The sequence below is a fragment of the Stenotrophomonas sp. 22692 genome, from assembly GCF_052045015.1.
GTDB lineage: Bacteria > Pseudomonadota > Gammaproteobacteria > Xanthomonadales > Xanthomonadaceae > Stenotrophomonas > Stenotrophomonas geniculata.
In genome coordinates this window covers 6,016-32,566 of the sequence record NZ_JBQEMR010000035.1, presented here as the reverse complement: position 1 = coordinate 32,566, position 26,551 = coordinate 6,016, and the positions used below count along the sequence as shown (strand labels likewise).

At 64.5% G+C, this 26,551-nt stretch carries 31 protein-coding genes and 1 tRNA gene; 24 read left to right on the top strand and 8 right to left on the bottom strand.

The features are described from left to right. Window positions 1-171 precede the first annotated feature (171 nt). From ACTJJM_RS17615 to queC, 16 genes are all read left to right on the top strand, one after another. Window positions 172-693 (top strand): GNAT family N-acetyltransferase, encoded by a 522-nt coding sequence (locus ACTJJM_RS17615; RefSeq protein WP_005410760.1) that lies wholly within the window; start codon window positions 172-174, stop codon window positions 691-693. Between the two features lie 75 nt (window positions 694-768). Further along, window positions 769-1,401 (top strand): esterase/lipase family protein, encoded by a 633-nt coding sequence (locus tag ACTJJM_RS17610; RefSeq protein ID WP_029379762.1) that lies wholly within the window; start codon window positions 769-771, stop codon window positions 1,399-1,401. A gap of 176 nt (window positions 1,402-1,577) precedes the next feature. After that, a complete protein-coding gene (locus ACTJJM_RS17605) occupies window positions 1,578-2,309 on the top strand; it encodes a YebC/PmpR family DNA-binding transcriptional regulator (RefSeq protein ID WP_010481589.1) in 732 nt (243 codons plus the stop codon). A 105-nt stretch (window positions 2,310-2,414) separates the two neighbouring features. Continuing rightward, a complete protein-coding gene (gene ruvC / locus ACTJJM_RS17600) occupies window positions 2,415-2,936 on the top strand; it encodes a crossover junction endodeoxyribonuclease RuvC (RefSeq protein ID WP_049442642.1) in 522 nt (173 codons plus the stop codon). A 13-nt stretch (window positions 2,937-2,949) separates the two neighbouring features. Next, a complete protein-coding gene (ruvA, locus tag ACTJJM_RS17595; RefSeq protein ID WP_440865855.1) occupies window positions 2,950-3,543 on the top strand; it encodes a Holliday junction branch migration protein RuvA in 594 nt (197 codons plus the stop codon). 49 nt (window positions 3,544-3,592) lie between these two features. Next, complete coding sequence (locus ACTJJM_RS17590; RefSeq protein WP_014038224.1) at window positions 3,593-5,512, top strand: potassium transporter Kup; 1,920 nt, start codon at window positions 3,593-3,595, stop codon at window positions 5,510-5,512. 347 nt (window positions 5,513-5,859) lie between these two features. Further along, window positions 5,860-6,900, top strand: coding sequence for a Holliday junction branch migration DNA helicase RuvB (gene ruvB / locus ACTJJM_RS17585; protein ID WP_010481595.1), 1,041 nt, complete (start codon window positions 5,860-5,862; stop codon window positions 6,898-6,900). Continuing rightward, window positions 6,890-7,321: a tol-pal system-associated acyl-CoA thioesterase gene (gene ybgC / locus ACTJJM_RS17580; RefSeq protein WP_010481597.1), complete on the top strand. Its 432-nt coding sequence runs from the start codon at window positions 6,890-6,892 to the stop codon at window positions 7,319-7,321. The genes ruvB and ybgC overlap by 11 nt, the downstream gene beginning before the upstream one ends. A gap of 10 nt (window positions 7,322-7,331) precedes the next feature. Next, entirely contained in the window at window positions 7,332-8,111 is a 780-nt protein-coding gene (gene tolQ / locus ACTJJM_RS17575; RefSeq protein WP_006438802.1) for a protein TolQ, read from the top strand. 24 nt (window positions 8,112-8,135) lie between these two features. Beyond that, window positions 8,136-8,564 carry a protein TolR gene (gene tolR, locus ACTJJM_RS17570; protein ID WP_049453761.1) on the top strand — a complete coding sequence of 143 codons (429 nt, stop codon included), beginning with the start codon at window positions 8,136-8,138 and terminating at the stop codon, window positions 8,562-8,564. Further along, window positions 8,554-9,606: a cell envelope integrity protein TolA gene (tolA, locus tag ACTJJM_RS17565; protein WP_010481606.1), complete on the top strand. Its 1,053-nt coding sequence runs from the start codon at window positions 8,554-8,556 to the stop codon at window positions 9,604-9,606. Before tolR ends, tolA begins: the two co-directional genes overlap by 11 nt. A gap of 283 nt (window positions 9,607-9,889) precedes the next feature. Then, window positions 9,890-11,209 carry a Tol-Pal system beta propeller repeat protein TolB gene (tolB, locus tag ACTJJM_RS17560; protein WP_440865854.1) on the top strand — a complete coding sequence of 440 codons (1,320 nt, stop codon included), beginning with the start codon at window positions 9,890-9,892 and terminating at the stop codon, window positions 11,207-11,209. Window positions 11,210-11,273: 64 nt separating this feature from the next. Next, window positions 11,274-11,792, top strand: coding sequence for a peptidoglycan-associated lipoprotein Pal (gene pal, locus ACTJJM_RS17555; RefSeq protein WP_005410748.1), 519 nt, complete (start codon window positions 11,274-11,276; stop codon window positions 11,790-11,792). A gap of 3 nt (window positions 11,793-11,795) precedes the next feature. Then, the gene (gene ybgF, locus ACTJJM_RS17550; RefSeq protein ID WP_053443405.1) at window positions 11,796-12,614 is read left to right on the top strand and encodes a tol-pal system protein YbgF; all 819 of its coding nucleotides are present in this window, start codon (window positions 11,796-11,798) and stop codon (window positions 12,612-12,614) included. Between the two features lie 176 nt (window positions 12,615-12,790). After that, complete coding sequence (gene queE / locus ACTJJM_RS17545) at window positions 12,791-13,492, top strand: 7-carboxy-7-deazaguanine synthase QueE (protein WP_010481613.1); 702 nt, start codon at window positions 12,791-12,793, stop codon at window positions 13,490-13,492. A 78-nt stretch (window positions 13,493-13,570) separates the two neighbouring features. Continuing rightward, entirely contained in the window at window positions 13,571-14,236 is a 666-nt protein-coding gene (gene queC / locus ACTJJM_RS17540) for a 7-cyano-7-deazaguanine synthase QueC (protein WP_440865853.1), read from the top strand. Window positions 14,237-14,369: 133 nt separating this feature from the next. On the opposite strand, the gene ACTJJM_RS17535 is transcribed toward queC, so the two are convergent. Beyond that, window positions 14,370-15,326 carry a DUF2268 domain-containing putative Zn-dependent protease gene (locus tag ACTJJM_RS17535; protein WP_049453767.1) on the bottom strand — a complete coding sequence of 319 codons (957 nt, stop codon included), beginning with the start codon at window positions 15,324-15,326 and terminating at the stop codon, window positions 14,370-14,372. 178 nt (window positions 15,327-15,504) lie between these two features. Here ACTJJM_RS17535 and ACTJJM_RS17530 point away from each other — a divergent pair. Then, window positions 15,505-15,580: transfer RNA gene (locus ACTJJM_RS17530), tRNA-Lys, on the top strand. A gap of 321 nt (window positions 15,581-15,901) precedes the next feature. Here ACTJJM_RS17530 and ACTJJM_RS17525 read toward each other — a convergent pair. Beyond that, complete coding sequence (locus tag ACTJJM_RS17525) at window positions 15,902-16,258, bottom strand: winged helix-turn-helix transcriptional regulator (RefSeq protein WP_233614865.1); 357 nt, start codon at window positions 16,256-16,258, stop codon at window positions 15,902-15,904. A gap of 142 nt (window positions 16,259-16,400) precedes the next feature. Here ACTJJM_RS17525 and ACTJJM_RS17520 point away from each other — a divergent pair, with 142 nt between their 5' ends. Continuing rightward, complete coding sequence (locus ACTJJM_RS17520) at window positions 16,401-17,345, top strand: aromatic alcohol reductase (protein ID WP_233653836.1); 945 nt, start codon at window positions 16,401-16,403, stop codon at window positions 17,343-17,345. Between the two features lie 380 nt (window positions 17,346-17,725). Here ACTJJM_RS17520 and ACTJJM_RS17515 read toward each other — a convergent pair whose 3' ends face one another. Together ACTJJM_RS17515 and ACTJJM_RS17510 are read right to left on the bottom strand one after the other, a co-directional pair. Further along, window positions 17,726-18,664, bottom strand: coding sequence for a tyrosine-type recombinase/integrase (locus ACTJJM_RS17515; protein WP_349744363.1), 939 nt, complete (start codon window positions 18,662-18,664; stop codon window positions 17,726-17,728). Window positions 18,665-18,729: 65 nt separating this feature from the next. Beyond that, window positions 18,730-18,984 (bottom strand): DUF4224 domain-containing protein, encoded by a 255-nt coding sequence (locus ACTJJM_RS17510; RefSeq protein WP_235650876.1) that lies wholly within the window; start codon window positions 18,982-18,984, stop codon window positions 18,730-18,732. A gap of 45 nt (window positions 18,985-19,029) precedes the next feature. On the opposite strand from ACTJJM_RS17510, the gene ACTJJM_RS17505 reads away from it, so the two are divergent. The 3 genes from ACTJJM_RS17505 to ACTJJM_RS17495 all read left to right on the top strand — a co-directional run bounded on the left by ACTJJM_RS17505 (window position 19,030) and on the right by ACTJJM_RS17495 (window position 21,318). Then, complete coding sequence (locus ACTJJM_RS17505) at window positions 19,030-19,230, top strand: hypothetical protein (RefSeq protein ID WP_053092029.1); 201 nt, start codon at window positions 19,030-19,032, stop codon at window positions 19,228-19,230. A gap of 1,032 nt (window positions 19,231-20,262) precedes the next feature. Continuing rightward, window positions 20,263-20,424: a hypothetical protein gene (locus ACTJJM_RS17500; RefSeq protein ID WP_019658981.1), complete on the top strand. Its 162-nt coding sequence runs from the start codon at window positions 20,263-20,265 to the stop codon at window positions 20,422-20,424. A 432-nt stretch (window positions 20,425-20,856) separates the two neighbouring features. Continuing rightward, window positions 20,857-21,318 (top strand): PA2169 family four-helix-bundle protein, encoded by a 462-nt coding sequence (locus tag ACTJJM_RS17495; protein WP_043400569.1) that lies wholly within the window; start codon window positions 20,857-20,859, stop codon window positions 21,316-21,318. Window positions 21,319-21,797: 479 nt separating this feature from the next. Here the strand turns inward: ACTJJM_RS17495 and ACTJJM_RS17490 are convergent, their stop codons facing one another. Both ACTJJM_RS17490 and ACTJJM_RS17485 read right to left on the bottom strand, forming a co-directional pair. Next, complete coding sequence (locus ACTJJM_RS17490) at window positions 21,798-22,112, bottom strand: hypothetical protein (RefSeq protein ID WP_049481783.1); 315 nt, start codon at window positions 22,110-22,112, stop codon at window positions 21,798-21,800. 78 nt (window positions 22,113-22,190) lie between these two features. Beyond that, window positions 22,191-22,481, bottom strand: coding sequence for a hypothetical protein (locus ACTJJM_RS17485; protein WP_224328396.1), 291 nt, complete (start codon window positions 22,479-22,481; stop codon window positions 22,191-22,193). Between the two features lie 282 nt (window positions 22,482-22,763). On the opposite strand from ACTJJM_RS17485, the gene ACTJJM_RS17480 reads away from it, so the two are divergent. Both ACTJJM_RS17480 and ACTJJM_RS17475 read left to right on the top strand, forming a co-directional pair. Next, window positions 22,764-23,603, top strand: a complete 840-nt coding sequence (locus ACTJJM_RS17480) for an alpha/beta hydrolase (RefSeq protein ID WP_049411087.1) — start codon at window positions 22,764-22,766, stop codon at window positions 23,601-23,603. 82 nt (window positions 23,604-23,685) lie between these two features. Further along, window positions 23,686-24,624 carry an alpha/beta hydrolase gene (locus ACTJJM_RS17475; protein ID WP_049481785.1) on the top strand — a complete coding sequence of 313 codons (939 nt, stop codon included), beginning with the start codon at window positions 23,686-23,688 and terminating at the stop codon, window positions 24,622-24,624. 107 nt (window positions 24,625-24,731) lie between these two features. Here the strand turns inward: ACTJJM_RS17475 and ACTJJM_RS17470 are convergent, their stop codons facing one another. Both ACTJJM_RS17470 and ACTJJM_RS17465 read right to left on the bottom strand, forming a co-directional pair. Beyond that, window positions 24,732-25,157: a response regulator gene (locus ACTJJM_RS17470; protein ID WP_010481704.1), complete on the bottom strand. Its 426-nt coding sequence runs from the start codon at window positions 25,155-25,157 to the stop codon at window positions 24,732-24,734. A gap of 94 nt (window positions 25,158-25,251) precedes the next feature. Then, window positions 25,252-26,019, bottom strand: a complete 768-nt coding sequence (locus ACTJJM_RS17465) for a CPBP family glutamic-type intramembrane protease (protein ID WP_440865852.1) — start codon at window positions 26,017-26,019, stop codon at window positions 25,252-25,254. Window positions 26,020-26,169: 150 nt separating this feature from the next. Between ACTJJM_RS17465 and ACTJJM_RS17460 the strand changes: the two genes are divergently transcribed. Continuing rightward, window positions 26,170-26,490 carry a zf-TFIIB domain-containing protein gene (locus ACTJJM_RS17460; RefSeq protein ID WP_049411080.1) on the top strand — a complete coding sequence of 107 codons (321 nt, stop codon included), beginning with the start codon at window positions 26,170-26,172 and terminating at the stop codon, window positions 26,488-26,490. Window positions 26,491-26,551: the final 61 nt, after the last annotated feature.

Genomic DNA, 26,551 nt, shown 5'->3' with positions numbered 1-26,551 from the left:
ACGAGGAAGGCGAGGAAGAAGAGGACGAGGAAGGCGAGGAAGAAGAGGACGAGGAAGGCGAGGAAGAAGAGGACGAGGACGAAGAGGAATACGAGGAAGAGGACGAGGAAGAAGAAGCGGAATCGCCTGAAAAGGCTTGACCCGCCCTTCGCCCTGACGTCAACTTCCTGCATGTATTCGATCCGCCGCGCCACTGTGGACGACGCGCCGACCCTGTCGGCGCTGGCTGCCCGCACGTTCACCGAAACCTTCGGCCATCTGTATCCGCCGCAGGACCTGCAGGCCTTCCTTGAGGAGGCCTACACGGTCGAGCGCCAGCGCGTGATCCTGGCCCACCCCGACTACGCGGTGTGGCTGCTGGAGCTGGACGGGGAGGCGGTCGGCCATGCCGCCGCCGGCCCCTGTGGCCTGCCGCACCCGGACGTGAAGCCCGGTGACGGCGAACTCAAGCGCCTGTACCTGATCAAGACGCAGCAAAGCTGCGGCTGGGGCAGCCGCCTGCTGGAAACCGCGCTGGCCTGGCTGGAACACGAGGGCCCGCGCACCCTGTGGTTGGGCGTGTGGTCGGAGAACTTCGGCGCACAGCGCTTCTACGCCCGCTACGGTTTCGAGAAGGCCGGCGAATACCTGTTCCCGGTGGGCGACACGAACGATCTCGAATTCATCCTGCGCCGCGCACCGCGCGCAGCCTGACGTTCACCGCCGCTTGCTGCGCGCGCGTGTTCAATCACCGTACGTTCCCGCCCCGCTGACCGCCAGGCTGTTTGCATGACTCCCCCCGTATTGCTGCTGCATGGCATCTGGAATGCCCGTGCCTGGGTCGGGCCGCTGGCCTGGCGCCTGCGCGCACGTGGTTTCCAGGTGCACGCGTTCGGCTATTCCTCGGTATTCGGTGGTCCCGACGTGGCCGTGCCGCAGCTGCTGGAGCGGCTGACCGATGCCGGCCCGTTGTCGCTGGTCGGACACAGCCTGGGGGGATTGCTGGCGCTGGAGGCCTTGCGCCGCCAGCCGCAGCTGGATGTGCAGCGCGTGGTCTGCCTGGGCTCGCCGCTGCGCGGCAGTGGCACTGCGCGTTCGTTGTCCGAGCACGGCTGGGGCCTGGCGTTGGGGCGCAGCAGCGACCTGCTGCTGGATGGCCTGCCGGACTGGCAGGGCAGGGCCGAGGTTGGCCTGATCGCCGGTTCGGTGCCGCATGGCCTGGGCAGCCTGCTGGGGGCCATCGACGATGCCTCGGACGGCACCGTGGCCCTGGCTGAGACGCGCCTGCCGGGTCTGGCCGACCATTGCGTGGTCCGCACCAGCCACAGTGGCCTGGTGGTGTCGCCCGACGCCGCACGGCAGACCGCCCATTTCCTGCGCCACGGCCAGTTCGACCACAGCCGCGACGCGGCGGCAGCATAGGGGCAGGGGAGGCAGGGCCGCCCTGTAGAGCCGAGCCCATGCTCGGCTGCATTCCGTCGGGCCCATTGAGCCGAGCATGGGCTCGGCTCTACAACAATACGGGCCTAGACACGGTTGCAGCGCCCGATCAGGTAGAATCCGCGCCTTGATCCTGAAGCAGCCAGACGGTAGCACCCATGGGTAGAGGCCCCTCCATCGAAGCCCGCAAGAACGCGTCCGACGCGAAGCGCGGCAAGATTTTCACCAAGATCATCCGTGAGATCGGCGTTGCCGCGCGCGGCGGTGGAGGCGACCCCAACAACAACCCGCGCCTGCGCGTGGCGATGGACAAGGGCCTGGCCGTGAACATGTCCAAGGACGTGATCGAGCGCGCCATCAAGAAGGCCACCGGTGAACTGGAAGGCGTCGATTACGAGGAAATCCGCTACGAGGGCTATGCCCCGGGCGGCGTGGCCGTGATCGTCGACTGCCTGACCGACAACCGCGTGCGCACCGTGGCCGATGTCCGCCATGCGTTCAGCAAGTGCGGCGGCAACATGGGCACCGAAGGCTCGGTGGCCTTCATGTTCAAGCGCCTGGGCGTGCTCAGCTTCGCCCCGGGCGTCGACGAGGAAGCCATCACCGAGGCGGCCATCGAGGCCGGCGCCGATGACATCGTGGTCTATCCGGACGATGGCTCGATCGATGTGGTCACCAGCCCTGACGCGTTCAACGCGGTCAAGGATGCAATGACCGCTGCGGGCCATGTCGCCGACCACGCCGAGATCACCTTCCGCGCCGACAACGACATCAAGGTCGAAGGCGACGTCGCCCTGCAGGTCAAGAAGCTGCTGGACATGCTGGAAGACCTGGACGACGTGCAGGACGTGTACTCCAACGCCGAACTCGGCGCCGACGCCTACGCCTGAGCCGTCTTCGACGGCTTGGGCGCGGGCCGTTGAACGGTCACCGCGGACAGTCATGAGCCCATACGCCTGCCAGCGCCTCCCGTTCCGCCCCGCCAGGAGTGCCGCATGACCCGCATCCTCGGCATCGACCCCGGTTCGCAGCGGACCGGGGTCGGCATCATTGATGTCGACGCCACCGGCCGCGTCAGCCACGTGCATCACCAGCCGCTGGTGCTGCTGGGTGCCGACGACTTCCCGCAGCGCATGAAGCTGCTGGTGCTGGGCCTGGCCGACCTGTGCCGGGAATATCAGCCCAATGAAGTGGCCATCGAAAAGGTCTTCATGGCGCGCAATCCCGATTCGGCACTGAAGCTGGGCCAGGCGCGTGGCGCGGCGATCTCTGCCGTGGTGCTGCGCGACCTGCCGGTGCACGAATACGCCGCCAGCGAGATCAAGCTGGCGGTGGTCGGGCGCGGTGGCGCCGAAAAGCAACAGGTTCAACACATGGTCGGGCTCATGCTCAACCTGAAAACCAAGCTGCAGGCCGACGCGGCCGACGCGTTGGCGGTGGCGATCACCCATGCCCACGTAAGGGCAACGGCCAACCGCCTGGGGCTCAGTGCCCGCCAGGCGTGGGGCCGCAAATGAGGAGCTGCACGCAATGATCGGTCGACTGCGCGGCATCGTCGCCTACAAGGCGCCGCCGTGGCTGGTGGTGGACGTGAACGGAGTGGGCTACGAGCTGGAGGCGCCGATGAGCACCTTCTATGACCTGCCCGAGCTCGGCCGCGAGGTCACCCTGTACACCCATTACGCGCAGAAGGAAGACAACGTCTCGCTGTACGGCTTCCTGCGCGAGGGCGAGCGGCGCCTGTTCCGCGACGTGCAGAAGGTCAGTGGCATCGGCGCGAAGATCGCGCTGGCCGTGCTGTCCGGCGTCACCGTCGAGGAGTTCGCGCGCATGGTCCAGGCCGGTGACATCACCGCGCTGACCCGCATTCCGGGCATCGGCAAGAAGACCGCCGAGCGCATGGTGCTGGAGCTGCGTGACCGCGCCGCCCAGTTCGGTGCCGGCGGCGCGCTGCCCACCGGCAGTGGCCCGGCTCCGGCCGACCCGCTGTCCGATGCGACCGTGGCGTTGCAGCAGCTGGGCTACAAGCCGGCCGAAGCCGCGCGCATGGCCCGCGACGCCTTCAATGAGGGCGACGAAGTGGCCACCGTGATCCGCAAGGCGCTGCAGTCGGCGCTGCGCTGACCTGCCTTTCTTTCCCCCAACCCACCGCCTGAGCTTCGCCAGGAGTCCCATGTCCAGCAGTCAAACCCCGCACGCCGCCGCCCCAGGCGGCCATGGTCACGCCCCTCCAGCAGGAGGCATGGCGCTGATCATCGGTGCGATCGGCGTGGTCTTCGGCGATATCGGTACCAGCCCGCTGTACACCCTGAAGGAGGCGTTCTCGCCGCACTACGGGCTCAACAGCGACCACGACACGGTACTGGGCGTGCTCTCGCTGGCGTTCTGGGCACTGAACATCGTGGTCACGCTGAAGTACGTGACCATCATCATGCGCGCCGACAATGACGGCGAAGGCGGCATCATGGCGCTGATGGCGCTGACCCAGCGCACGCTGCGCAACGGGTCACGCTCGGCGTACGTGGTCGGCATCCTCGGCATTTTCGGTGCCTCGCTGTTCTTCGGCGATGGCGTGATCACGCCGGCGATTTCGGTGCTGGGCGCCGTCGAAGGCCTGGAGGTGGCCGCGCCGGGCCTGCATGCCTTCATCGTGCCGATCACCGTGGTGGTACTGCTGATGGTGTTTGCCGCGCAGCGCTTTGGCACCGAGAAGATCGGCAAGGCCTTCGGCCCCATCACGTCGGTCTGGTTCATTTCGCTGGCCGCGATCGGTATCTACAACATCGTCGACGCGCCGGAAGTGCTGAAGGCCTTCAACCCCTGGTGGGCGATCCGCTTCTTCATGGAGCACAGCTGGCACGGCATCTTCATCCTCGGCGCGGTGGTGCTGGCGGTGACCGGCGGCGAAGCGCTGTACGCCGACATGGGCCATTTCGGCGCCAAGCCGATCCGCCACGCCTGGTATTTCTTCGTTCTGCCGTGCCTGGTGCTGAACTACCTGGGGCAGGGCGCACTGGTGCTCAACCATCCAGAGGCGCTGAAGAACCCCTTCTTCGAGGCGGTGCCGCCGTGGGCGCTGTATCCGATGATCATCCTGGCCACCATGGCCGCGGTGATCGCCTCGCAGTCGGTCATCACCGGTGCGTTCTCGGTCTCGCGCCAGGCCATGCAGCTGGGCTACATCCCGCGCATGCGCATCAAGCACACCTCGCACGACACCATCGGCCAGATCTACATCCCGGGCATCAACTGGGGCATCGCGGTGATGGTGATCGGCCTGGTGCTGGCCTTCCGCAGCTCGTCCAACCTGGCCGTGGCCTACGGCATCTCCGTGTCGGCGACGATGCTGATCGACACCCTGCTGCTGGCCCTGGTGGCACGCTCGCTGTGGCCGAAGGCCCGCAAGTGGATCCTGCCGCTGTGCGTGGTGTTCTTCATCATCGACCTCGGTTTCGTCATCGCCAACGGCGCCAAGCTGCTGCAGGGCGCCTGGTTCCCGGTGGTGCTGGGCATCTTCCTGTTCACCATGATGCGTACCTGGCGCCGTGGCCGCGAGCTGCTGCGCGATGAGATCCGCAAGGACGGCATCCGCCTGGATACCTTCCTGCCGGGGCTGATGCTGGCACCGCCGGTACGCGTGCCGGGCACTGCGGTATTCCTCACCGCCGACCCGACCGTGGCCCCGCATGCGCTGATGCACAACCTCAAGCACAACAAGGTGCTGCACGAGCGCAACGTGTTCCTGCACGTGGAAACCCTGCCGATTCCGTATGCGATGGAAGGGCAGCGGCTGAAGATCGAATCGGTAGGCGACGAGTTCTATCGCGTCTACGTGCGCTTCGGTTTCATGGAGACCCCGGACGTACCGCTGGCGCTGATGCGCTCGTGCGACCACGGTGGCATCTATTTCGACCCGATGGACACCACCTTCTTCGCCAGCCGCGAGACCATCGTCGCGACCGCCAACCGCGGCATGCCGATCTGGCGCGACAAGCTGTTCGCGCTGATGCATCGCAACGCCGCTCCCGCGACCGGCTTCTTCCGCATTCCGGGCAATCGCCTGGTGGAACTCGGCGCGCAGGTGGAGATTTAATCTTCACCGTCGATTCATCCAGAGATCCATCCACGCATGGCGTGGATCTACCGTTTCGACCAAGGTCGACACCCACCAAGAGCAGGCAGAGCCGGCCATGCCATTCCGGCAGATTGCGGAGATCTGTCGAAGGCGGGGTGGGTCCGGTTGCGGGGGCGTGAGCCGCATGGATGCGGCGACCGAGCTTACATGGACGTACTTGCAGCGTCCCCCGCAACCGGACCCACCCCGGCATCCCCCAGGAAGCCAGCTTTGGCTGTTGCTCGGGCAGTTGCTCCGGCAGTTGCCTCTGCGGGTGCCGGGCGCAGCCCGGCCGAATCACCCCGCTTTTGCCGCATAATCAGCACATGACCGACGACCGCATCATCGGCGCCGGCGCCACCCGCGAGGATGACGCCGCCGACGCCAGCATCCGCCCCAAGCGCCTTGCCGACTACCTCGGCCAGGTGCCGGTGCGCGAGCAGATGGAGATCTACATCCAGGCGGCCAAGGGGCGTGGCGACGCGCTCGACCACGTACTGATCTTCGGGCCGCCGGGCCTGGGCAAGACCACCCTCAGCCACGTCATCGCCAACGAACTGGGCGTGGCCCTGCGCGTGACCTCCGGCCCGGTGATCGAGAAGGCCGGCGACCTCGCCGCGCTGCTGACCAACCTGCAGCCGCACGATGTGCTCTTCATCGACGAGATCCATCGCCTGTCGCCGGTGGTCGAGGAAGTGCTGTACCCGGCGATGGAAGATTTCCAGATCGACATCATGATCGGCGAAGGCCCCGCCGCCCGCTCGATCAAGATCGACCTGCCGCCGTTCACCCTGATCGGTGCCACCACCCGTGCCGGCCTGCTGACCGCGCCGCTGCGCGACCGCTTCGGCATCGTCCAGCGCCTGGAGTTCTACAGCGTCGAGGAGCTGACCCGCATCGTGCGCCGTTCGGCGGCCATCCTGGCCATCGACTGCACCGCCGATGGGGCAGGGGAGATCGCGCGCCGCGCGCGTGGTACCCCGCGTATCGCCAACCGCCTGCTGCGCCGCGTGCGCGACTACGCGCAGGTGAAGGCCGGCGGCCACATCGACGAGGCCGTGGCCCAGGCTGCGATGAAGATGCTCAAGGTCGACCCGGAGGGCTTCGACGAGCTTGACCGGCGCCTGCTGAAGACCATGGTCGACTACTTCGATGGCGGCCCGGTCGGCATCGAATCGCTGGCGGCAGCGCTGTCCGAAGAGCGCGGCACGCTGGAAGACGTGGTTGAACCGTACCTCATCCAGCAGGGCTTCCTGGTGCGTACCGCGCGCGGCCGCATGGCCACCCACAAGGCCTACCGGCACATGGGCCTGAAGCCGAAGAACCCGCCGCAGGACCTGTTCGCGGAGGTTCCCGATGTCGGTTGAGCCCCGATTCAGTTGGCCGACACGCATTTACTGGGAAGATACCGACGCAGGTGGCGTGGTCTACCACGCCCGCTACGTGGCCTTCATGGAACGGGCCCGGACCGAATGGATGCGTGCGCTGGGCTACGGCCAGGAGCGCATGCGCGCCGAGCATGGGATGGTCTTCGCGGTGCGCTCGATGCAGATGGATTTCATCAGGCCGGCACGGCTGGATGACACCCTGCAGGTGAGTGCCCGCCTGGTCCAGCTGAAGAAGGCCAGCATGGTCTTCGACCAGCAGATCCTGCGCGACGGCGAACTGCTGCTGTCGGCGCAGGTCCGCATCGCCGCACTGGAAGCGGCCAGTTTCCGCCCGCGTGGCATGGACGAGGCCGTCCTTGCCGTGCTGCAACCCCACCTCCACCCCGAATCCGAACACTGAGGAACAACGGATGATCGCAACGCTCCTGGCCCTGCAGGCCACGGTCACCGAGGCACTGCCGGCCGACGTCAGCAACGCCGCGACACAGACCCTTGCCCAGGCCACCACCGGCGGCGGCATCAACTACCTCGAACTGATGGCCAAGGCCAGCCTGCCGGTGAAGATCATCGTGCTGCTGCTGCTGGTCGGCTCGTTCGTCAGCTGGGTGATCATTTTCCGCAAGGCCCGCGTGTTCAAGCAGGCCACCCGCGAAGCCGACGAGTTCGAGAACCGCTTCTGGTCCGGTGCGGACCTGGGCAAGCTGTACAGCTCGGCCACCGACCGCAGCCGCAATGTCGGCGGCCTGGAAGCCATCTTCGAAGCCGGTTTCCGCGAATACACCCGCCTGCGCGACAAGCGTCGCCTGGATGGCCGCGCGCAGCTGGAAGGCGCGCAGCGTGCCATGCGCACCACCTACACGCGCGAAGTGGACCAGCTCGAGCGCAACCTGGAGCTGCTGGCCAACATCGGCTCGACCGCGCCGTACGTGGGCCTGGTCGGCACCGTGTTCGGCATCATGGTGACCATGCACGACATGATCAGCAGCGGTGCGCAGGCCGGCATCGCCGCCGTCGCGCCAGGCATCTCCGAAGCCCTGTTCGCCACCGCCATCGGCCTGTTCGTGGCGATTCCGGCAGTGTGGGCCTACAACCGCTTCACCACCCGCGTAGAGCGCATGTCGGTGCGGTTCGAGACCTTTGCCGAAGAGTTCAGCTCCATCCTGCAGCGCCAGAGCGCTGGCGACGAGTAAGCGCCTGACCCGGGAGTCCAAGCCATGTCCGCTGCCATCGGTCGCCGCAAGCGCCGCAAGCTGAAATCGGAAATCAACGTCGTTCCCTACATCGACGTCATGCTGGTGCTGCTGATCATCTTCATGGTCACCGCGCCGCTGCTCACGCTGAGCTTCGACGTCGACCTGCCGCAATCCAACGCCAAGGCGCTGGAGAGCAAGCAGGACCCGGTGATCGTCTCGGTGCGCCATGACGGCCAGCTCAGCCTGAAGCTGCCCGACGCCAAGGAACCGACCGCCGTGTCGGCCGAGGAACTGGAAGGCCGCTTGGCCGGCATCGCCGCCCAGGACAAGGGCGTGCGTGTGATCGTCGCCGCCGACCGTGCCGTGGCCTATGAAAAGGTCATCGCTGCGATGGATGTGATCAAGCGCGCCAAGGTAGACAAGGTAGGCCTGGCCACCGATGCACGCTGACGCCCTGCCACCTCCACAGCAGCGCGAACCCGGCTGGGGCCTGCCCCTGGCGCTGGCGTTGCTGGTGCACCTGCTGGTCGCGCTGGTCTTCATCGTGGCCTGGTTCTGGTCGCCCGAGCGCAACACCGACGCCGCCGCAGGCGATCCCTCGGTCGAGGCCAGCCTGGCGCTGTCCGCGTCGGAGGCCTCCGCCGCACGCCAGGCCCTGCGCCAGTCGGAGAAGCTGGAGGACCTGCCGCCGCCGGTGGCCGAACCGATCCCCGTACCGGAAGACACCATTCCGCCGCCGCAGCCGATTCCCGAACCGCGCCCGCAGGACGCTCCCACGCCCCAGCAGCAACAGGCGCAGGAGCGCGTCGCACAGCCGGACACCAAGGACCAGGAAGCAGTGAGCGCGCTGGCCATCTCGCAGGAGAAGGCCAAGCAGGAGCAGGAAGCCAAGCGCCGCCAGGAGCAGATCGACCTGACCGAACGCAAGCGCCAGGAAGAAGCGGAGCAGAAGCTGCGCCTGGCCAAGCAGCAGGAAGAAGACGCGAAGAAGAAGCTGGCCGATCAGGCGCGCCAGGCCGCAGACAAGGCCGAGGCCGAGAAGCAGAAGAAGATCGCCGAGATCCGTGCCCGCCGCGAGCAGGCCGAGAAGGAAGCCAAGCTGGCCGAGCGGAAGCTGCGTGAGGTCGCCGCCGCGCGCAATGCCGCCGGCAGTGCCGCCGCCGGTGCCAGCGGTGCATCCCAGCCAGCCGCCGGTGGTGGCGGTAACAGCGATGACCTGACTGCCAAATACGCTGCGGCCATCCAGGCCAAGGTGCGTGACACCTGGACCCGCCCGGACAGCGTGCCGCTGGGGCAGAAGTGCCAGGTGACCATCACCCAGATCCCGGGTGGCCAGGTGCTGCAGGCCAAGGTGGGCGCGAATTGCCCCTATGACGAGGCCGGCAAGCGCTCGATCGAGGCCGCCGTGCTCAATGCCCAGCCGCTGCCGTACCGGGGCTTCGAGTCGGTGTTCAACCGCACGCTCAACCTGACCTTTACCGCGCAGGATTGATCGGGCGAGGCAGGGCGGTCATCAGGCCGCCCACGCCCACGGATGTCGCACTTGCCTCTGGTGTGCTCGGATTCGACCGGGCAGGCTGTGGGCTGCTGTCGAACACCGTCCTGCAGGGCGGCGTGACCGGGGCAGACGGTGCGATGTTAGCCACGACGTTAACGGTGCGTGAGAAGACGGGCTGGAACTGACCCGGAATTCACGTACCCTTGGTTCATGATTGCGAAGCGGTTCACTCCCGCTTTGCTATCCCTCGTTCCGGTTTCCCCCTATTGAGCGCTCCATGAAAAAGATGCCTCGCTGGCTTGCCGTGTTTGCGGCCCTGTTGCTGCCCTTTGCTGCCCTCGCGCAGCAGAAGGGGCTGGATATCGACATCATCGGCGGCAATGCCTCCGCGCTGCCGATCACCATCGTGCCGGTGCCCTACCAGGGTTCGGCGGCTGCACCGCAGACCGACGTCGCTGGCGTGGTCCGTGCCGACCTGGAGCGTTCGGGCCAGTTCCGCACGCTGCCGGAAGCGCAGATCGTCGAGAAGCCGGTGCGCGGCGGCGACATCCAGTTCGCCACCTGGCGCGCGCTGAAGCAGAACTACATCGTGGTCGGCCGCGTGCTCGACGCCGGTGCCGGTGCCTACCGCGTCGAGTACGAACTGTTCGACGTGCCCAAGGGCGAGCGCCTGCTGGGCCTGGCGATGACCGCCCGTGGCAATGCCATGCGCGACGTCGCCCACCAGATGGCCGACGCCATCTACGAGAAGATCACCGGTGTGCGCGGCGCCTTCTGGACCCGCATCGCCTACGTGACCGCCAGCGGCAAGGGTGATGCCATGCGCTACGCGCTGATGGTGGCCGATTCCGACGGCTTCAACCCGCAGACCATCGTGCGCTCGGCCGAGCCGCTGCTGTCGCCGTCGTGGAGCCCGGATGGCAGCAAGCTGGCCTACGTCAGCTTCGAGCGTGGCAATTCGGCCATCTACATCCAGAACATCGGCACCGGCGCCCGCGAGCTGGTCACCAGCTTCCGCGGCATCAACAGCGCTCCGGCGTTCTCGCCGGACGGCCGCAAGCTGGCCCTGACCCTGTCGCGTTCGGGCAACCCGGAAATCTACGTGATGGACCTGGGCAGCAAGCAGCTGACCCAGCTGACCAACCACTTCGCCATCGATACCGAGCCGACCTGGGCGCCGGACGGCAGCGCGGTGTACTTCACCTCCGACCGCGGCGGCCGTCCGCAGGTCTACAAGGTCGGTGCGGGCGGCGGCAGCGCCGAGCGCGTGACCTTCCAGGGCAACTACAACGCCAAGCCCTCGGTGTCCTACGATGGCAAGAAGATCGCCGTCGCCCAGGGCTCGGGCAACAGCTACAAGATCGCGATGATGGACAGCTCGCTGGGTTCGCCCCGCTGGAGCACGCTGTCCCCGGGTTCGCTGGATGAATCGCCCAGCTTTGCGCCCAACGCAAGCATGGTGCTGTACGCCGCCCGCGAAGGTGGCCGTGGTGTGTTGTATGCCGTTTCGGCCGATGCGCGGGTTCGCCAGCGCCTGGTCCTGGCCGATGGTGATGTGCGCGAGCCGGCATGGTCCCCATACCGTACCCAGCGCTAAAAGAGTGTTAATATTTTCGCTGTCTTGAACCCCTCATCGGCCTAGGAGCCACAAAGGTATCGCCATGAACAAGTCCACCCGCGTTCTGCTTGTTTCCCTGCTGTCTGTGGCCGTCCTGGCCGGTTGCTCGAAGAAGGTGAAGGAAGAGCCGGCAGCCCCGGTTGACACCGGCACCTCGACCACCACCCCGACCGGTCCGTCGACCTCCGGCCTGTACGGCCCGGGCGACCTGGACACCGACGCTTGCCTGCGCCAGCGCGTTGTCTACTTCGACCTGGACAAGGAAGACGTGAAGCCGGAATTCCAGGCCATCATGGCTTGCCACGCCAAGTACCTGCGTGACCGTCCGTCCTCGCGCATCACCCTGCAGGGCCACACCGACGAGCGCGGTTCGCGCGCGTACAACCAGGCCCTGGGTGAGCGTCGTGGCAACGGCGTCAACTCGGCCCTGCAGGCCAACGGTGGCTCGGCTTCGCAGCTGACCGTCGTGTCCTACGGTGAAGAGCGTCCGGTCTGCACCGAGTCGAACGAGTCCTGCTGGTCGCAGAACCGTCGCGTCGAAATCGTCTACACCGCGCAGTAATCCATGCGCATTGGCATCAAACTGATGCTGGTCGTTGCGGCAGCCCTCGTGGCTGCCGCACCGGCGCATGCACAGCGACAGAGCCTGGCCGACCGCGTTGGCGCGATCGAGCAGCAGATGTACAACAACAGTGCCAACCAGGACCTGTTGAACCAGATCAATCAGCTGCGGCAGCAGGTCACCAGTCTGCAGGCCTCGATCGAGCAGTTGCAGCACGACAACGCCCAGCTCAAGCAGTCCGCCCAGGACCAGTACCTGGATCTGGACAGCCGCCTGAACCGGTTGGAAGGGGGCAATGCCGCCCCGGCCCTGCCGCCCGTTCCGGCGAGCGCGCCGAAGGCCGCACCGGCTCCGGCAAAACCCGCAGCGGCGGCCACTTCCGAGCGGCCGCCTTCCGTCCATGGTGATGCCGGCAGCCTTGCCGCCACCGGTGACGAGCGCACCTCCTACAACGTTGCCTTCGATGCCTTGAAGGCTGGCAGGTACGACGATTCGGCGCAGCTGTTCCTGAGCTTCCTGGAGTTGTACCCGAATGGCGTCTACGCGCCGAACGCGCTGTACTGGCTGGGCGAGAGCTACTACGCCACCCGCAATTTCCCGATGGCCGAGACCCAGTTCCGCGAACTGCTCTCGCGCTATCCGACCCACGACAAGGCCGCTGGCGGCTTGCTCAAGGTCGGCCTCTCGCAATACGGCGAGGGCAAGGTCGACCAGGCCCAGCAGACGCTGGAGACCGTCGTGGCGCAGTACCCTGGCTCGGACGCCGCGCGCACCGCGCAGGACCGTCTGCAGTCCATCCGCCTCGGCAAGCAGATCCGCTGATCCGCTGACCGGGCGTACAATGGGTGCCCTGTAGAGCCGAGCCCATGCTCGGCTGCTTTCGTTTCCGGACCGGCAAACCCGTCCGGTTGCTGTTGTAGAGCCGAGCCATGCTCGGCTGCTTTCGTTACCGGCCACGGTAGCCCACCCGCCACGTGTCCCACCAAGAACTCCCCGCCATGACCGCCGTTACCCCGTCCAGCGCCGCCGCCACCCCCAGTGAGATCGTGCAGTCGCCGCTGCCACGCCTGAAGATCACCGAGATCTTCACCTCGCTGCAGGGCGAAGCCGATACCGCCGGCTGGCCGACCGTGTTCGTGCGCCTGACCGGCTGCCCGCTGCGCTGCCAGTACTGCGACACCGCCTATGCCTTCCATGGCGGCACCTGGTGGGACATCGACGACATCGTGGCCGAGGTGCTGGCCCAGGGCGTGCGCCACGTCTGCGTGACCGGCGGCGAGCCGCTGGCGCAGAAGCGTTGCCTGGTGCTGCTGCAGAAGCTCTGCGATGCCGGCATGGACGTTTCGCTGGAGACCTCCGGCGCGCTGGACGTCAGCGCGGTGGACCCGCGCGTATCGCGCGTGGTCGACATCAAGACCCCGGGTTCGGCCGAAGTGGCGCGCAACCGCTGGGACAACCTGCCGCTGCTGACCGCCCGCGACCAGATCAAGTTCGTCATCTGCAGCCGCGAGGATTACGACTGGGCCAAGTCCCTGCTGGCCGAACACGATCTGGTCAAGCGCTGCACGGTGTTCTTCTCGCCCAGCAAGGGCGAGATCACCGCGCGGCAGCTGGCCGACTGGATCGTTGAAGACCGGCTGCCGGTGCGCTTCCAGATGCAGTTGCATAAAATCCTGTGGAACGACGAGCCGGGCCGATGAGCCCGCGCAGCGTTCCCTGATGTAGCTCCGGCGCGGGACAGCGTGCTGGCTTTCCCCTCCCAACCGGACGTTTTTCCCATGAAGAAGGCAGTCTTGCTTCTCTCCGGCGGCATGGATTCAGCCGCCGTCATCGCCATGGCCCAGGAACAGGGCTTCGCCGTGCATGCCCTGAGCGTGCGCTACGGCCAGCGCCACACCTCCGAACTGGATGCCGCCGCCCGCGTGGCCAAGGCCCAGGGCGTGGTCGCGCACAAGACCGTGGACGTGGACCTGCGCAGCATCGGCGGCTCGGCACTGACCGACGACATCGACGTACCCGAGGCCGGCGGCGCCGGCATCCCGGTCACCTACGTGCCGGCGCGCAACACCATCATGCTGTCGCTGGCGCTGGGCTGGGCCGAAGTGCTCGGTGCCAATGACATCTTCTGCGGCGTCAACGCCGTGGACTACTCCGGCTACCCGGACTGCCGCCCCGAGTTCGTGGCTGCATTCCAGGCACTGGCCAACCTGGCCACCAAGTCGGGCGTGGAAGGTGCGGGCATCAAGGTGCACGCGCCGCTGCAGTTCCTCAGCAAGGGCCAGATCGTCAGCGAAGGCGTGCGCCTGGGCGTGGACTTCGGCCTGACCGTGTCCTGCTACAACGCCGACGCCAACGGCGCCGCCTGCGGCCACTGCGACGCCTGCCGCCTGCGCGCGCAGGGCTTCGCCGAAGCCGGCGTGCCGGACCCGACGCTGTACGCCTGATCGCTCGGTAGAGCCGGCCGCTGGCCGGCTTCCCTGTGGGTGCGAACCCGATGGACCTGGTGGATGCCAACCGCTCCCTCGGTGGGTGCGAACCTTGGTTCGCACTCCCTGGCCCGCAAGGCATGGCCCGGCGCTACCGCTGCTGCAACCACCCCGATGCCTCGATAAACGCCCGCACCGCGATCGGATTGGTGTAATCCAACTCGATCATCCGCGCGATCCCCGCCTTCTCATCGGCCTGCTGGCGCATGTAATCCTGCGCGATGCGATACCCGGCGTAGTAACCCACATCACTCACCCCGAACGGATTTCGGCCGTTGTTGTACAGCCAGTTGTCCAGGTCATCGCCGTCCATCTCAGCGATGAAGCGACTGCGGATCTCCGCCTCGTGGCTCGTGCCGTAGTCATAGAAGGGTAGTGCCGGCCGACGCCCACTCAGTCGTTCGGCCACGTATTCGGCAACACCCTCGCGTACCGCGTACTGGGCCAGGCTGCCGGTGGTCTCGCGCTGCTGGGTATGCACGTACTCGTGCAGGTTGTTCTGCGCGTTGTTCGCGCCCGGCCGGCTGTCGTAGAAGATCCGTAGCCGGTCGCGCATCTTTTCGGGCAGTTCGCTCACGTCCACGCGCTCATCGCCCAGTGCCATCTCGGCACCGATCAGCACCTTGTCACCCAGCGTGGTGCCGCCGGTGCGCAGCACACCGACTGCGTAGGTGATGGTGGCCGGACGCAAAGCCGGGTAGAGCGCCCGGAATTTGGAAAGATCCCGTTCCAGTGTGGCGCTGGCCTGCTGCGCGTTGGCGGTCAACGGCCGAACCGACGTCCAGAAGCGCGGCCACGCGCGCATGGCCTCGGCGTATTCGCGGGCGGTGTAGTTGCGGACCTGCATCAGCGCATGCAGGCCGGGGCTGCCTGGATCGATGTAGCGCTCCTGCACGAGTGCGACCTGGCGTTCAACGTCGGGCTCGGCGCGTACCGCGTCATAGGTGGCCCAGAAGCGGCCGATGTCGTCGGTGACGACCTGGGGCGGGGCGGCCAGTGCCGCGCAGGGCAGCAGCAGGGCGGCAATGAGGCAGAGGGGCAGGCGCATCCGTGGCTTCGGGGAAGGATCACAGATGGGATGCGACGACGGCCCGGAAGGTTTAAGCCGGCGGCCCAGATCGGGTAGTGCCGGCCGCTGGCCGGCAACCTCGACGCACCAGGGTTTCACCCGGCCCGGCAAAGTAGGGTAGAATGCCCACCCCGCCGAAAGGCTGGGGCAGTGCAATGGGCCGTTAGCTCAGTCGGTAGAGCAGAAGACTTTTAATCTTTTGGTCGAAGGTTCGAATCCTTCACGGCCCACCAATTGCATCAATGACTTAGGCGCCCTTGTGGCGCCTTTTTCATATTTCCGGAAAAATTAAGTGGTTCCACGCTCGAGCACGTGCAGCTTATGAGGCGGTTGAACCACCGGCGGTTCGTGGTCGTATCGCTGTCGCATCTCTTCGATGACGTGACCACATGCGTTCTTGCGGTGCCTTCGGTGACGCCCCGATGTTATAGCCCACACAAGGCCAAACGCTTGGCGTCGGATGTGACCCGACGCGAATACCTCGGTGATGACGCGATGGAGCATCCCCCCCAGCGGGTGAAGCTACCTGCCTGCGCTGCTGCTGGCCCATATCTTCATTTCCCGTCTGAAGAATCAAAATTCTGCCGACATTGGCGGAATTCCTCCGCATGAGCCACTACCCATGTCCACATGGGAATCATCAGTACAAGAAGGTCCTTGCCCAGCGCTGTGATGCTGTACTCCACATGTGGCGGTACTTCGCGGAAATCCTGCCGGCTGATCAACCCGTCACGTTCCAATTGCCGGAGGGTGCGCGTAAGCATACGCTGGGTGATCCCCTTCATCCGTCGCGCGACCTCGGCATGACGCAGCGTTCCATACACGCCAAGCGCATGGATGATACCCAGGGACCAGCGGCTACCAGCGTGCGCTAGAACCTCCCGGCGCAGTCCATCTTCGTCCTCGCTCATCCCGTCGCATATGGCTTGAGAGTGCCTTAGGAGTTCTTCCGGACTCATGAACGGTGCGGTCGGTATCATCGATGTGCCTTCTTACGTGTGGGCCATTAGGCGAGCAGAATCGCCGCCATCGTACACACACAAGGCGATTTCCATGTCATCTCATATCAGCACTACCCCCTCTCGGTCGATCCTGGTGCTCGGCGCAGGCGAGCTTGGAATGCCTGTCATCCGGAACCTTGCACGTTTGGCCGTAAGTCATCCAGGTACACGGATCAGTGTGATGCTACGGGCGACGTCGATCGACTCAGAACTGCCGGAGAAGCAGCGGGTGGTCGATGAAATCCGCGCCTTGGGGGTGAATATCGTTGCTGGCGATCTGGTAACTGAATCAGTAGAAGCGTTGGCGGCCACTTTCGCGCAGTTCGACACAGTGATTGGATGCACCGGCTATGCCGCAGGCCGCGATACGCCAATGAAGGTCGCGCGCGCGGCGGTGAAGTCTGGTATTCCCCGCTACTTCCCTTGGCAGTTCGGTGTCGATTTCGATGCCATTGGGCGCGGTGGCCCTCAGGATCTTTTCGACGCCCAGCTGGACGTGCGCGAGTATCTGCGTTCGCAGACTGCGATGGATTGGGTGATCATCTCCACTGGGATGTTCACCAGCTACCTCTTCGAGCCCGACTTCGGTGTGGTCGACCTGATTGGGCATAAAGTGAACGCCCTGGGTTCGGCGAGCAACGCTGTCACCTTGACCACGCCGGATGATATCGGCGCAATGACAGCGCGCATCGTGTTCCACACACCTGGGATCCGCAACGAGATCGTGTATCTGGCAGGTGACACCATCCGCTACGGCGACCTTCCGGATATTCTGCAGAAGGCGTTCGGCGAACCTTTCGAGCTGACGATCTGGGGTGTACCCCAGCTCATGCAGGAACTGGCTAACGACCCGGGCAACATGATAAAGAAGTATCGCGCGGCCTTTGCCCAAGGCAGGGGCGTTGCGTGGGATGTGGAGCGAACCTTCAATGCGAAGATCGGGGCCGAGCTGCAGGGCGTGCAGGCATGGCTGGATTCCAACGTGCAGCGCTCCTGATTTGCTGCTGGGTTGTGAGGAGGCGCCTACTGGGCGCCCTTCTCATTGCCGTTCCCGACCGCACGCTCACGATGGTTGTACGTCGCGGCACACCAGTTCGCCAACGGCTCGGCAACCGGCGTCAAACGGTGGAGTCTTGGTCGTGGATCCCGTGCATATCGCTTGAGACGCCGGAAAAATTGTCGAGTGAGCTTAGGACCTGCAATGGTTTCACGCTCGATGGGCGGAAAAATAGATCGGCGCAAACGGTTGTTTTCAAAGGAAGCGCCAGCCTTCTTTTAATCTTTTGGTCGAAGGTTCGAATCCTTCACGGCCCACCATATGCACCAAGGGTTTCAGTCCTTCCCCCTCGCTCCGCAAAATATCGCCCGCTCCGCAATTCACTTCGTCGGGCTGGTCAGCGCACCGCGGCGGCTCCGCACATAGATCTCTGTCGTGGTCACTGACTTGTGGCCCAGCTGCTGCTGCAGCTTGGCGAATGTCGCCGGCCGAATCGGCCTTGTCCGTGCCTGCCTTCGCGCGCAGGTCGCGGAACTGGAATAGCGTGCTTTGTCGAATCGATAGCGCAGGGCATGTTTCCCGATCGGAAGCCAGTCCTCGCCCAGCAGCAGGCGCGTGCTGATCGGTGCGTCATCCGGGCGCTTCAGCGACAGCAGGCGATCGATCAGCACCTTCAGCTCGCCGGTGATCGCGATGCGCACCGGCGTCTTGGTCTTGCCCTGTCGCAGCACCAGCGTCCCGTCCTTGATGTTGCGGCGGTCCAGCTCGCGCATGTCGGTCGGCCGCTGACCGGTGAGGTAGGCAAGGTCCATCGCATCTTTCAGCACCTGGTCGGCGGCGTCGTACACGCGCTGCAGAATGTCGTCCTCCACGTACACGTCGCGGCCGTCCTCTCGGAATCGGTTCACGCCGGCGCATGGGTTTGGTAGGTCCGTGTAGCCCTTCTGCCGGCACCGGTTCCATAGGTGGGAGAGCAGCGACTTTTCACGGTTCGCAGCCACAGGCGCGCTGCGGCGCCACTGCAGGCAGTTGAAAACATGCGTCGGACGGATCGCGTCGAGCGGACCCGGTGGGTCGTCGAAGAACTGGATCAGCGAATCGAGCTCGCGGTTGTTGTTCCGCCGCGTTCCCTCAGACTTCGTCGGAATCACCTCGACGCGGTAGCGCTCGGCGGCCTGCCGGAACGTCAGCTTTGCATCGGCGGGGATCGTCGCCGCACGCTCAAGCTCGGCCCACTTCTGGATGGCCAGGCCATAATCGCTGCCCAGCGCAGTTTCCTTGCGCGGCTTGCCACCGTGGTCGTAGTAGTAGTGCACCACGCCGGATTTCTGCTTCCGGGGGCGGAACCGGGGGATAGCCCCCGGCTTCTTGGGTTTCCTTCCCATTACGCTGCTGCCTTGTTCGGTTTCCATTCCGTCGCCGGCGGCGTCTTCGGCTCCGGCTTGCCCTCGATCGCGGACCACAGCACCACTGGCCACCCGTGGGCGTCCAGATAGTGCCGGATCCCGTTGTTGCGCAGGAACTCAGCTTGGCCCTTGCGCCGCGGCGTGCGGCACAGCGCCTTGATATCGTCACGGGACAGGTACCGCGCCACCTCCTGGCCGTAGAAATCGCGCAGCAACGCGTTCACCAGCTCGATCACCAAGACATCTCGCTCAAATGCTCCTTCGCGGAGTACGAGGCCATGGCCGAGCTGATGCGCACCTCGGTCGGGCGCTTTGTGGTCTCGATCAACGACCATCCTGAGATCCGCGAAGTGTTCGCCGGCTTCGACCTGGTGCCGCTGCAGCTGGACTACACCAGCGGCGGCGGGCAGGGAAGAGGAAAGAAGTTCGGAGAGCTGATCATCAAGAGCTGGGACGACAGCCAAGCCACCTTGCTGTAGACGTCACGCAACATGCTGGAGCAGGTCCTCGCGATTGTTGCGTGGCGTGTTGACGGCGCGGCTGAGGCGGCAGGCCAGCTATTGCTGGCGGCTTGCTGCGCCTCTCGTTCATTATTTTCGTGTCGTATCGCAGTGTAGTAACGAGACAGCGCGCACCATCGTCTTGCGGTGAATTCATCGCGATGGAGTGATTTATGTATGAACGACGTCGACGGCTACAGATACGCATCCAGCACCAACTTGAAGGGCTGCGAGCGATATGGATACGGGTCAAGTATCGGAGTGAAAGGCTTCAAGCGATACGGGTACATGCTCGACGCAGAAGTGATCGTTCCATGGAGGCTGCGTTCCTGCGAGCAGCGAATCCAGCTCAAGATATTCAGTGAGAGTCGTGCGCGAATATAGTGGAGTATGTTTGGAATGCTGAAGTCTTGTAAGGGTGAGTGATAACGATTGGTGTGAAATTGGAGTGGATGGCGTATAAATGCGCCGTCCATCTTCGTTCCGTTTGCCTGCAGATGGTTTGGTGTGTGGCTCATTAGGTGGCCGTGCAGCGCGACTCCTTGAGAGGTCGGTCGTCAACAGAATAGGGGGCGTCATCAGGAGAGGAGGTGGTCCCAGCATCGAGACGCAAGGCGTCTTGCAGCGGCCTCATTGTCTGCACGGCCAGAACGCATTTCTAGCCTTCTAATCAAGTCATCGGCCCAGGCGTCACGGCTTCCGTGGGGATCTCTTGTGTAGATATCACATGCAATTTTGATGATTGGCTGGATATCTAGTCCGAAACTGGCCCCTGGGAATTCTCCAGTCCCGAACTTAGCGCGCCAGTGGACAATTTCTCGTTCCACATCAACATAATTTTTATCCCTGCTCATGGCACTTTCCTCGAATGCACCGAGGTCACTGTACGCCTGTTGGTCGAATGGGCTCATTCATGTGCCTGGTTCAGTCTTCTCTTGCAAAGCGACCTGCAGCTAACGGGGGGGAGTGCATGCTTCTGATGCGGTGAGTCCACCGCGATGGAGTAATGTTATGAATGACTTCAAACGTGATGCATCCAATACCAACAAGCCGGCTGTGGCGGAGCCGGATGCAGGGAAGCAGAAGCAACAGCAACAGGAGCAGGAACGCCAAGACAAGGAGTCCAAAGAGCGTAACGCCAATGAAGGCGGGGCTCATAAGTCGAATAAGTAAGATCGACTGCGAGTAGTTGAGAGAGGGTGGCGCAGGCTTGCGCTGCCCCTTTTCTGTAGAAGGAGCGGCGATCCGTGGACAGGTTGAGAGATAGGAGCACGGATGCAGAGACTTTGATGGTGCGGGTGGCCTATCAGCTTAGGTGCCCGTCTGAGACGACGTTGCTGCCATGCAAGAGGTGCCGGAGACCAAGCCCTGGCGGCTACCTATGTGCCAATTGCCTATGCGACGACCTCGCCGTTCTGATTGAGAACTCGGGGGCTGCAAGTAGATGGCTTTCCTCAGTAAAGATTGCTATCCAGGATGAAGGGACTGTCCTTCGATATGCGAGGAAGACTGCATCTAAATAGCTTTTTCTCCTCCGCCTTCAAGTCGGTAGCGTGAAGGGCATGGCTTCGAAGTTTGACATTGAACTAATCAGGGAGAAGTGCCATGGGCCTTCAAACCATGCAGTCTAGAATTGAGACCCGCCTCAATGACTTGATAGAGATATCACGAGACGGGAAGGCGTTCTATGAGGAGGCCTCGGATCGAATAGAGAGCTCGGAGCTTTCCGATCTCTTTATGGGTATTGCAGGCGTGAAAGGCGAGCTGGTCGAAGAGATCAGTAGAATTGTCTCCAGAAGTGGTGGTCGTCCTGCAGAGCGAGGCACATTGGTGGGTGCAATGCATCAGTATTATGGGAAGATGCTCGCGGCGTTTGGCGAGACCCAGTACCAATACTTGAAAGAGTTGGAGAAGTCTGAAGAGCGTCTTGTTCAGACGTTCAACGAAGTTCTCAATGATCCGGAGCTATCACAGGACGTGAAGAGGGAGGTTGCGCGGATGATTCCCAAGGTCAGTGAATGCCATTCCGTCATGTTGAATCGGCTGCAATCGATGCATCGACACTAAGGTCGAATTTTCCGCTGCTATCGGATAGTCCACATATGTCCTGCGCGTACGCTCGGCTCGCACGTTCTGTGGTTGGAGTGGTCGAAATGCGTTGCAGAGTCGTAGCGCTGGCGCATCGGCCTGACTTGTTGATCAGGTTCAGTCGATTGCAAAGCCGTTGACGTGAGCCTGCATACGCAGTCGCGACGAGCAGAAGCCAGCGCCGACAAGCTTGAAGGCCGGATACGCCCAGATGCGTTTTGCGTCGTTGGCCTCCGTAAAATGGCTCGGGACCAAGACGAAATTCGCGACGAAGATAGGCAGTCCTCCATAAAATATCTGGGGGCAAGTAATTGATTTGTAAGAAAGGATGGACGGACTTTTAATCTTTTGGTCGAAGGTTCGAATCCTTCACGGCCCACCATTGCATCCCAATGACCCAGGTCATTCAGAAAGGCACCGCAATGCGGTGCCTTTTTTGTTGCGCTCGTCCAGGGCAACTACTTCGTCCGCGCAGTCTTCGCTTTAGCCGCCGCGTCAGTAGCCTCCTGTGCGGCCGTTGCTGCTGCATTCGCAGAACGTGCCGCCTCCGCTCTTGCCGCCTCGAAATAGGTGAGCCGCTGCAGACTGGTTCTGCGTTCCAGTTCCATTGCTGCGGCGAAGCTCTCCGGATGCTTTGCAGCACAGGCCTCCTGCACCAGTTGCACGGCACGATCAGACAGCCCGGGCTGGATGTTGCCGAGCAGGCAATCGGCATACGGAACGGGCGCGGCCGAGCTAGCGGCCAGCGCGGCGATGAGCAGGGCACTCAACATGCAAACCTCCTTGTAGGTTTCGAAGGGACTGGCAACCAGTCCGTCCCAAGTATGGACCGGATCTGGGTGAAACGGCGGCTACGCCGGCCGGATATCCCGGCACACCCGTTCCGCCAGCCCGCGGCAGGCGAAGAACAACCCATCGATTAGCCCCTCATCCAGATGGCGGTCGGGCGTGGCCATCGAACGGCAGCGTTCGGCGGCGTGCAGCATTTCCGCCACGATCAGCATGCCAACGGCGGCACGCTCCGCGTGTGCCATCGCCTGTTCCCGCCCGGGCGGCAGATCGGTTTCCGGCCAGGGCAGACCGTCGGCGCCGTCGCCATCGCGGATGCCCTTGAGGCATCCCCATAATGCGCATCCACGCATGGCGTGGATCTACTTTCGCCTGAGAACAATCGCTGCGATGACGGCTGCGATGCCGACCGGGATCAGGACGACCGCCAGAAGAATGATCCAGTGCCAAATGCTGAATCCCCCCATGTCCCAACTCCTTGTAGGAAACGATGAATGTTAGCAAACGCGATTGCAGTCATCTCCCGATACAGTTCAAGCATCGCGCAGCGCCGTAGCATACGTGCAGGCATGCCGAATCGGCCGACGCCTTGGCCTTGGCGTTATGCTCGGCACTTTCCCAGGATGGGCCGCTCCATGCGCTTGATCGTGCTGTCGCTGTTGTTGTCCGCTGTCTCCGCCGCGCCGCTGATGGCCGCCGAAACCGCGCCGCCCGCTGCCGCCTTGCCTCTGGTCATCGGCGAGACCTTCACCATCGAATCGAAGGCGCTGGGCGAAACCCGCCGCATCAACGTCTACCGCCCGCAGCCATGGGGTCTGGACCCGAAAACGCCGCTGCCGGTGCTCTACATGCCCGACGGCGGCATCGGCGAGGACTTCCTGCATGTGGCTGGGCTGGTGCAGGTGCTGACCGGCAACGGCAGCATGCGCCCGTTCCTGCTGGTCGGCATCGAGAACACCGAGCGCCGCCGCGACATGACCGGCCCCAGCAAGGACCCGCAGGACCAGAAGATCGCGCCACGCATTGGTGGCTCGGCGGCCTACCGCACGTTCCTGCGCGATGAACTGATGCCGCAGGTGCGCCAGCGCTACCCGACTACCGACGAACGCGCGTTGATCGGCGAGTCGCTGGCTGGCCTGTTCGTGGTCGAAACGCTGCTGCAGGAACCGACACTGTTCAACAGCTACATCGCGCTGGACCCCAGCCTGTGGTGGAACCGTGGTGCAATGCTGGCCGGGGCGGCCAAGCAGCTGCCGGCGGAGACGCGTGCGCTGCCGCGCGTATTCCTGGCCAGCAGTGGGCAGCCGGAGCTGGCCGCATCCACTGCACGACTGGCCGAGTTGCTGCAGCAGGCTTCGCCGTCGCCGCTGGTGAAGTACCTGCCGTTGCCGGAAGAAACCCACGCTACGATCTATCATCCGGCCGCATTGCAGGCGCTGCGCACACTGTTCCCGGCGCCGCCGGCCTCGCCCTGACCGCACTGGCAGCGGGTTGAGCACCATGCAAGGATGCGGCAGCGGCGCCATCCGGTGCGCCGCCCGCAATGGGAGCGTGTGGATGCAGCGTGTGCGTGGATGGAGTGTGGCGGCCTGCCTGGCCGTGAGTGGCTGTGCGATGTCGGTGGCGCCGCCGGCAGCGCAGAGTGAAGCGAAGGAGAGCCCGGCCGCCGCTGTGTCGGGCGTGGTGCTGCCGGATACCGAAGCGCTGCGCGTGCACGATCCGATCGGCCGCGATTATCCGGTCTGGGTGGCGTTGCCGGCCGACTACGCCGCACATCCGGAAAAGCACTATCCGGTGCTGTACGTGACCGACGCGCTGTACAGCTTCCCGCTGGTGCGCAGCGTGCGCAACCTGGTGGGCCAGAAGGGTGTCAACCTGGAGGATTTCATCCTGGTCGGGCTGCCGCCGCAGGAAGGGCTGACCTCCAAGCAGAGCCGCTCGCGCGACTATACGCCCAGCGATCCGGCGCGTACCGATCCGCGTGATTACAGCGATGACGTGAGCTACGGTGGCGCGGCGCACTATCGCGATTTCCTCGCCGAGCGGGTGCTGCCGATGATCGATGCGCGCTACCGCACTGATCCGGCGCGGCGCGCCTATGCGGGTCATTCCTATGGTGGCCTGTTCGGCGCCTATGTGCTGACCACGCGCCCGGACATGTTCCGCACCTACATCCTCTCCAGCCCATCACTGTGGTTCGACGACCATCGGGTGCCGCGCATGCAGGCCGAGGCCAAGGCGCCGGCGCAGCCGACCACGGTGGTGCTGTCGGTGGGCAGCTTTGAAACGGTCAAGCCCGAACCGCGTTATTTCACCCGCAACGACATGCTGCGCCACAACGCAGAATTCGCCGAGCAGCTGCGCAGCAGCGGGCGATCGTTGAAGGTGGAGAACATGGTGATCGATGACGAGGATCACTTCACGGTCTACCCGGACATGATCACCCGCGCACTGCTGAAGGTGTTCCCGGGTAGCGGGCCGTACAGCAGCGGTTGATCGCAGGTTCAATCCACGCATGGCGTGGATCTACCGGGGTTGTTGACGTGGATCCACGCCGACGAGAAACGGAATCAGTAGATCCACGCCATGCGTGGATGATCCCCTCAGGCCGCGCTGGCCTGCGGCGGCGGCATCAGCGCGGCATCCGCTGCGTGGCGGAAGCACAGGCGGATGGCATCGAGCAGCTCGCTCATGCTGTATGGCTTGGGCAGGAAGTGGATGCCGGCGCGCAGCTGCGGCAGCACGCGATGCTGATCCATGCCGGAGGTGACCAGGATCGGCAGCTGCGGCAGGTGCTCGCGCACGCGGTTGGCGGTTTCGATGCCGCTGATGCCGCCCAGGCAGACGTCGGTGAACAGCAGGTCGAACGGTTCACCGGCGTTGAGCAGGCCCAGCGCGGCCTCGGCGCTGCTGACAGCGGTGACCTGGCAGGCCTGGCTTTCCAGGGCGAGACGGCTCAGTTCCTGGGTTTCCTCGGCGTCCTCGATGAGCAGGACGCGCGGTTCCACAAAGCGCTTGGACAGCAACATGACGCGGCAACTCCGGACAACAGGGGGAGCGAAAGGCGCGCAAGTATGCGCAAGCCGGTAGTGATCCCGGCGTGCACGGCAAGCTAAGTGGGCGTTACAACCGCGTCTGGCGCCGGCGATGCACGTGCCAGGCCAGGATCGCGACCGCGAACAGGGCGGTGCCGATGCGCAGGCCGGTGGCCTGCCAGCCCAGTGCAACGGCGTCATCAAGGCTGAACACGTTCCAGGCCAGGTTCATCGACATGTGCAGGACCAGGCCGCACCACAAGGTGTCACCGTCGAGGTGGTCGAGCCAGGCGAAGATGAAGCCGCCCAGGGCGATCACCGCCCCGACGAACAGCGCGAGGCCGCCGCCGTCGAATCCGCCGAAACCCAGCCAGTGCACCCAGCCGAACAACAGCGCCTGCGGCAGTGCGAGCCATGGCCAGGGGGCGCGCACGATCTTCACCAGCAGCACGAAGCCGAGGCCGCGGAACAGCACTTCCTCGGCCAGTGGGAACAGCACTGCCAGCATGGTGGCATCCAGTACGGTCAGTGCCTTGTTCGGTGTACCGAGCAGCGCCAGGCCCAGCCAGCAGGGCAGGCTGGCCAGCAGTACCCACATCGGGCCGCTCCAGCCGTTGCCGCGCAGCCCCAGGCTGGTCATCAGGCCCATCCCGCGTGGCCGCAGCAGCGCGGCCAGCAGGAGTGCCACGAGCACGGCCAGCGCGTTGTCGAGCAGGCTGCCGCCGTAAGCAATGGGCAAGGCGGGAATCGGCGTGCCTGCGGCGGCTGCGATGTCGCGCAGATTCAGGCCAACGCCGACGCCGAGCAGCACCAGCAGCAGGCGCGCGGCGCTGGGCAGGCGGGACAGGACGGTCATGCACGCACTCCCTGCGGAACCAGCATGCAGTGTGGAAGGGGGCCGGGCACGCTGGCACGCGCCGGAAGTCCCTGTGCCATCGGTCATGTGTTGCCGCACAGTCATCACAGGGCAGGTACAGTCGTTACCAGACCGACAGGAGCAATGCCAATGCTGTGCCCCGTGTGCAAGACCCAGACCCTGCAGATGGCCGAACGCCATGGCATCGAGATCGACTATTGCCCTGGTTGCCGTGGTGTCTGGCTGGATCGTGGTGAACTGGACAAGATCATCGAGCGCGCGGGTGCGGGTAGTGCGGTACCGCCGCCCGCCCCGGCGCAGTCGCAGCCGGCCGCCGCGCCGCCGCCGGTGATGCATCGCGACACCCGTCATCTGGGCCAGCGCTACGAGGAAAACCGGGGCCAGCAGTACAGCCACGGCTACAAGAAAAAGAAGAAGGACAGCTTCCTGTCGGAGTTGTTCGATTTCTAGTTTGTAGCGGGGGGGGGGGGGGGGGGGGGGGGGGGGGGGGGGGGGGGGGGGGGGGGTGGGG

Coding starts and splice junctions, on each gene's coding strand:
- tolR (WP_049453761.1), top strand. CDS start 8,136: ATGTCCGCTGCCATCGGTCGCCGCAAGCGCCGCAAGCTGAAATCGGAA.
- ACTJJM_RS17535 (WP_049453767.1), bottom strand. CDS start 15,326: ATGCGCCTGCCCCTCTGCCTCATTGCCGCCCTGCTGCTGCCCTGCGCG.
- ACTJJM_RS17520 (WP_233653836.1), top strand. CDS start 16,401: ATGTCATCTCATATCAGCACTACCCCCTCTCGGTCGATCCTGGTGCTC.
- tolQ (WP_006438802.1), top strand. CDS start 7,332: ATGATCGCAACGCTCCTGGCCCTGCAGGCCACGGTCACCGAGGCACTG.
- ACTJJM_RS17490 (WP_049481783.1), bottom strand. CDS start 22,112: ATGTTGAGTGCCCTGCTCATCGCCGCGCTGGCCGCTAGCTCGGCCGCG.
- ACTJJM_RS17465 (WP_440865852.1), bottom strand. CDS start 26,019: ATGACCGTCCTGTCCCGCCTGCCCAGCGCCGCGCGCCTGCTGCTGGTG.
- ACTJJM_RS17460 (WP_049411080.1), top strand. CDS start 26,170: ATGCTGTGCCCCGTGTGCAAGACCCAGACCCTGCAGATGGCCGAACGC.
- ACTJJM_RS17495 (WP_043400569.1), top strand. CDS start 20,857: ATGGGCCTTCAAACCATGCAGTCTAGAATTGAGACCCGCCTCAATGAC.
- queE (WP_010481613.1), top strand. CDS start 12,791: ATGACCGCCGTTACCCCGTCCAGCGCCGCCGCCACCCCCAGTGAGATC.
- ACTJJM_RS17480 (WP_049411087.1), top strand. CDS start 22,764: ATGCGCTTGATCGTGCTGTCGCTGTTGTTGTCCGCTGTCTCCGCCGCG.
- ACTJJM_RS17485 (WP_224328396.1), bottom strand. CDS start 22,481: ATGCGTGGATGCGCATTATGGGGATGCCTCAAGGGCATCCGCGATGGC.
- ruvC (WP_049442642.1), top strand. CDS start 2,415: ATGACCCGCATCCTCGGCATCGACCCCGGTTCGCAGCGGACCGGGGTC.
- ACTJJM_RS17615 (WP_005410760.1), top strand. CDS start 172: ATGTATTCGATCCGCCGCGCCACTGTGGACGACGCGCCGACCCTGTCG.
- ACTJJM_RS17525 (WP_233614865.1), bottom strand. CDS start 16,258: ATGAGCGAGGACGAAGATGGACTGCGCCGGGAGGTTCTAGCGCACGCT.
- ruvB (WP_010481595.1), top strand. CDS start 5,860: ATGACCGACGACCGCATCATCGGCGCCGGCGCCACCCGCGAGGATGAC.
- tolA (WP_010481606.1), top strand. CDS start 8,554: ATGCACGCTGACGCCCTGCCACCTCCACAGCAGCGCGAACCCGGCTGG.
- ybgF (WP_053443405.1), top strand. CDS start 11,796: ATGCGCATTGGCATCAAACTGATGCTGGTCGTTGCGGCAGCCCTCGTG.
- ACTJJM_RS17475 (WP_049481785.1), top strand. CDS start 23,686: ATGCAGCGTGTGCGTGGATGGAGTGTGGCGGCCTGCCTGGCCGTGAGT.
- ACTJJM_RS17590 (WP_014038224.1), top strand. CDS start 3,593: ATGTCCAGCAGTCAAACCCCGCACGCCGCCGCCCCAGGCGGCCATGGT.
- ACTJJM_RS17470 (WP_010481704.1), bottom strand. CDS start 25,157: ATGTTGCTGTCCAAGCGCTTTGTGGAACCGCGCGTCCTGCTCATCGAG.
- tolB (WP_440865854.1), top strand. CDS start 9,890: ATGAAAAAGATGCCTCGCTGGCTTGCCGTGTTTGCGGCCCTGTTGCTG.
- ACTJJM_RS17610 (WP_029379762.1), top strand. CDS start 769: ATGACTCCCCCCGTATTGCTGCTGCATGGCATCTGGAATGCCCGTGCC.
- ybgC (WP_010481597.1), top strand. CDS start 6,890: ATGTCGGTTGAGCCCCGATTCAGTTGGCCGACACGCATTTACTGGGAA.
- ACTJJM_RS17500 (WP_019658981.1), top strand. CDS start 20,263: ATGAATGACTTCAAACGTGATGCATCCAATACCAACAAGCCGGCTGTG.
- ruvA (WP_440865855.1), top strand. CDS start 2,950: ATGATCGGTCGACTGCGCGGCATCGTCGCCTACAAGGCGCCGCCGTGG.
- queC (WP_440865853.1), top strand. CDS start 13,571: ATGAAGAAGGCAGTCTTGCTTCTCTCCGGCGGCATGGATTCAGCCGCC.
- ACTJJM_RS17605 (WP_010481589.1), top strand. CDS start 1,578: ATGGGTAGAGGCCCCTCCATCGAAGCCCGCAAGAACGCGTCCGACGCG.
- pal (WP_005410748.1), top strand. CDS start 11,274: ATGAACAAGTCCACCCGCGTTCTGCTTGTTTCCCTGCTGTCTGTGGCC.
- ACTJJM_RS17505 (WP_053092029.1), top strand. CDS start 19,030: ATGGCCGAGCTGATGCGCACCTCGGTCGGGCGCTTTGTGGTCTCGATC.